The organism is Mesorhizobium sp. M2C.T.Ca.TU.002.02.1.1 (assembly GCF_003997225.1).
This window is the reverse complement of sequence record NZ_RZTO01000974.1, coordinates 1-2,074: the sequence shown is the minus strand read 5'-3', so window position 1 is coordinate 2,074 and position 2,074 is coordinate 1. Positions and strand designations below refer to the sequence as shown.

4 protein-coding genes are annotated in these 2,074 nt (G+C 63.2%); 3 read left to right on the top strand and 1 reads right to left on the bottom strand.

The window, feature by feature from the left end:
- Positions 1-252: 252 nt before the first annotated feature.
- From EOD07_RS32205 to EOD07_RS32195, 3 genes are read left to right on the top strand one after another with little or no spacing between them, the layout of a single operon-like run.
- Positions 253-909: a glutathione S-transferase family protein gene (locus tag EOD07_RS32205; protein WP_127238127.1), complete on the top strand. Its 657-nt coding sequence runs from the start codon at positions 253-255 to the stop codon at positions 907-909.
- Positions 910-915: 6 nt separating this feature from the next.
- A complete protein-coding gene (locus EOD07_RS32200; protein ID WP_040985213.1) occupies positions 916-1,251 on the top strand; it encodes a metalloregulator ArsR/SmtB family transcription factor in 336 nt (111 codons plus the stop codon).
- Between the two features lie 11 nt (positions 1,252-1,262).
- A complete protein-coding gene (locus EOD07_RS32195) occupies positions 1,263-1,727 on the top strand; it encodes an SRPBCC family protein (protein ID WP_127238126.1) in 465 nt (154 codons plus the stop codon).
- A gap of 87 nt (positions 1,728-1,814) precedes the next feature.
- On the opposite strand, the gene EOD07_RS32190 is transcribed toward EOD07_RS32195, so the two are convergent.
- On the bottom strand, positions 1,815-2,074 hold a 260-nt coding region (locus EOD07_RS32190), incomplete at its 5' end, for a metalloregulator ArsR/SmtB family transcription factor (RefSeq protein WP_245470574.1).

Here is a 2,074-nt window from a genome sequence, read left to right as displayed (position 1 = left end):
CGCCAAGGCGTGCAACGGAGCAGAATTCTGCACCGCAGTAACGCTCCCAAGTCACGGCATGGATTCTATGGTCTGCGCCGCGTCGCTTCGCTCCTTGCTCCGCCATAGAATGACGAGGTTCGGGCCGCTTCGACAAAACCCCTGCGTCGGGATGCTAGGCGTGGCGGCGCCGGCTTGACTTAACTGGCCTGAGAAAATAGTTAAGTAATGACTTCAGTATTGTCCGATGCCCGAATGCGAAAGAGAGCGAGAATGCCCCTGACATTCCATTTCCACCCGCTGGCCTCCTTCTGCTGGAAGCCGCTGATCGCGTTCTACGAGAACGGCACGCCGTTCGAGCCGGTCATCGTCGACCTCGGCGACGAGGCTTCCCGCGCCGCCTTCCTGAAGGTGTCGCCGACCGGCAAGATGCCGGCGCTGCGTGACGACGCCCGGGACCGGACGGTGCTGGAATCGACCATCGTCGTCGAGTATCTCGCCGCGCATTATCCAGGGCCGGTCGAGTTCGTTCCCGCCGATGTCGACCTCGCCCTGCAGGTCCGCCAGGCCGATCGCTTCTATGATTTCTACGTGCAGCATCCGATGCAGAAGATCGTCGGCGACCGCCTGCGGCCAAAGGACGAGACCGATCCGTTCGGCGTCGAGGAGGCTCGGGCGCAACTGCGCAATTCCTACGCCATCATGGAAGAGGAGATGCAGGACAAGACCTGGGCGGTGGGCGAGACCTTCACCATGGCCGACTGCGCCGCCGCGCCGGCGCTGTTCTACGCCAACAAGGTCGAGCCGTTCGGCGACAAATTCCCGGCCGTGAAACGCTATCACGACCGGCTGCTCGCGCGTCCCTCCTTCGCCCGCGTCATCGAGGAGGCGGGACCTTATTTCAAATTCTTCCCCTACAACAACGGCTAGAGCGCGATGCTGCACGATCCCGCCCAGCTCGACCTGATGTTCCAGGCGCTTGCCGATCCGGCGCGGCGCCAGATGGTGGACCGTCTGTCGCGCGGGCCGGCATCGGTCAGCCAACTGGCCGAACCGCTGGCGATGTCATTGTCGGCCGTCGTGCAGCATCTCAATGTGCTCGAGGCAAGCGGCCTGGTCAGGACCGAAAAGCTTGGCCGGGTGCGGACCTGCCGGATAGAGCCGCAGGCGCTCCGGGCCGCCGAGCACTGGATCAACGAGCGGCGGCTCGCCTGGGAGCGCCGGCTCGACCGCCTCGGCGATTTCCTCGCCGAAACCAAGGATGAAAGCTGAAGGGTCCCGTCATGACCGAACGATCCGTCGTCCATTCCACCTTCGTCATCGAGCGCGTCTATCCGGCGGCGCCCGAGAAGGTCTATTTCGCGTTGAGCGATCCCGCGGCGAAGAAGCGCTGGTTCGTCGATCCCGACAACCCGATGCCCAGCCGGCATGAGATGGATTTTCGTGTCGGCGGCAAGGAGGTGAATGCCGGGTGTCCTAGCGACGGACAGATGCATTTCTACAACGCGGTCTATCAGGACATCGTGCCCAACCGGCGCATCGTCTACAGCTACGAATTGCTGTTCGGCGAAACCCGGGTCTCGGTGTCGCTCGCGACGATCGAACTCATCCCGGAAGGCAGCGGCACGCGGCTGATTCTGACGGAACAGGGCGCCTTCTTCGACGGCATCGATACGCCGGCCACCCGCGAGCATGGCACCGGCGAATTGCTCGATGCGCTTGGGGCAGCACTGGAGCTTGCGACCTGACGCCCCAGTCAAAGCGTATCGCGCTTTTGTTCGATGCATGTCTCAGAAGCACTGCGGTTCCGAGCGACATGCATCGATGGCCAAAAACTATTCCCCCGGCGCTGTTTCCCAGAACTGGTCGAGCCAGATGTTGAGCCTGAGGAAGCCGGCGCTGCTGACGGCGTAGACGCGCCTTGTGCCTTCGGCCTTGGCATTGACCAGGCCGGCGTCGAGCAGGACCTTGAGGTGCTGAGAAACCGCCGGGCGCGAGACGGGCAACCCGGCCGCCAGTTCGTTCACCGTCTTCGGGCCGCGCCGGAGTTCTTCCAAAAGATAGCGCCGATTGGGATCGGCTATCGCCACGAAGG

Excerpts from the sequence above, each read along its gene's own strand:
- EOD07_RS32205 (WP_127238127.1), top strand. The coding sequence starts at position 253 with ATGCCCCTGACATTCCATTTCCACCCGCTGGCCTCCTTCTGCTGGAAG.
- EOD07_RS32200 (WP_040985213.1), top strand. The coding sequence starts at position 916 with ATGCTGCACGATCCCGCCCAGCTCGACCTGATGTTCCAGGCGCTTGCC.
- EOD07_RS32195 (WP_127238126.1), top strand. The coding sequence starts at position 1,263 with ATGACCGAACGATCCGTCGTCCATTCCACCTTCGTCATCGAGCGCGTC.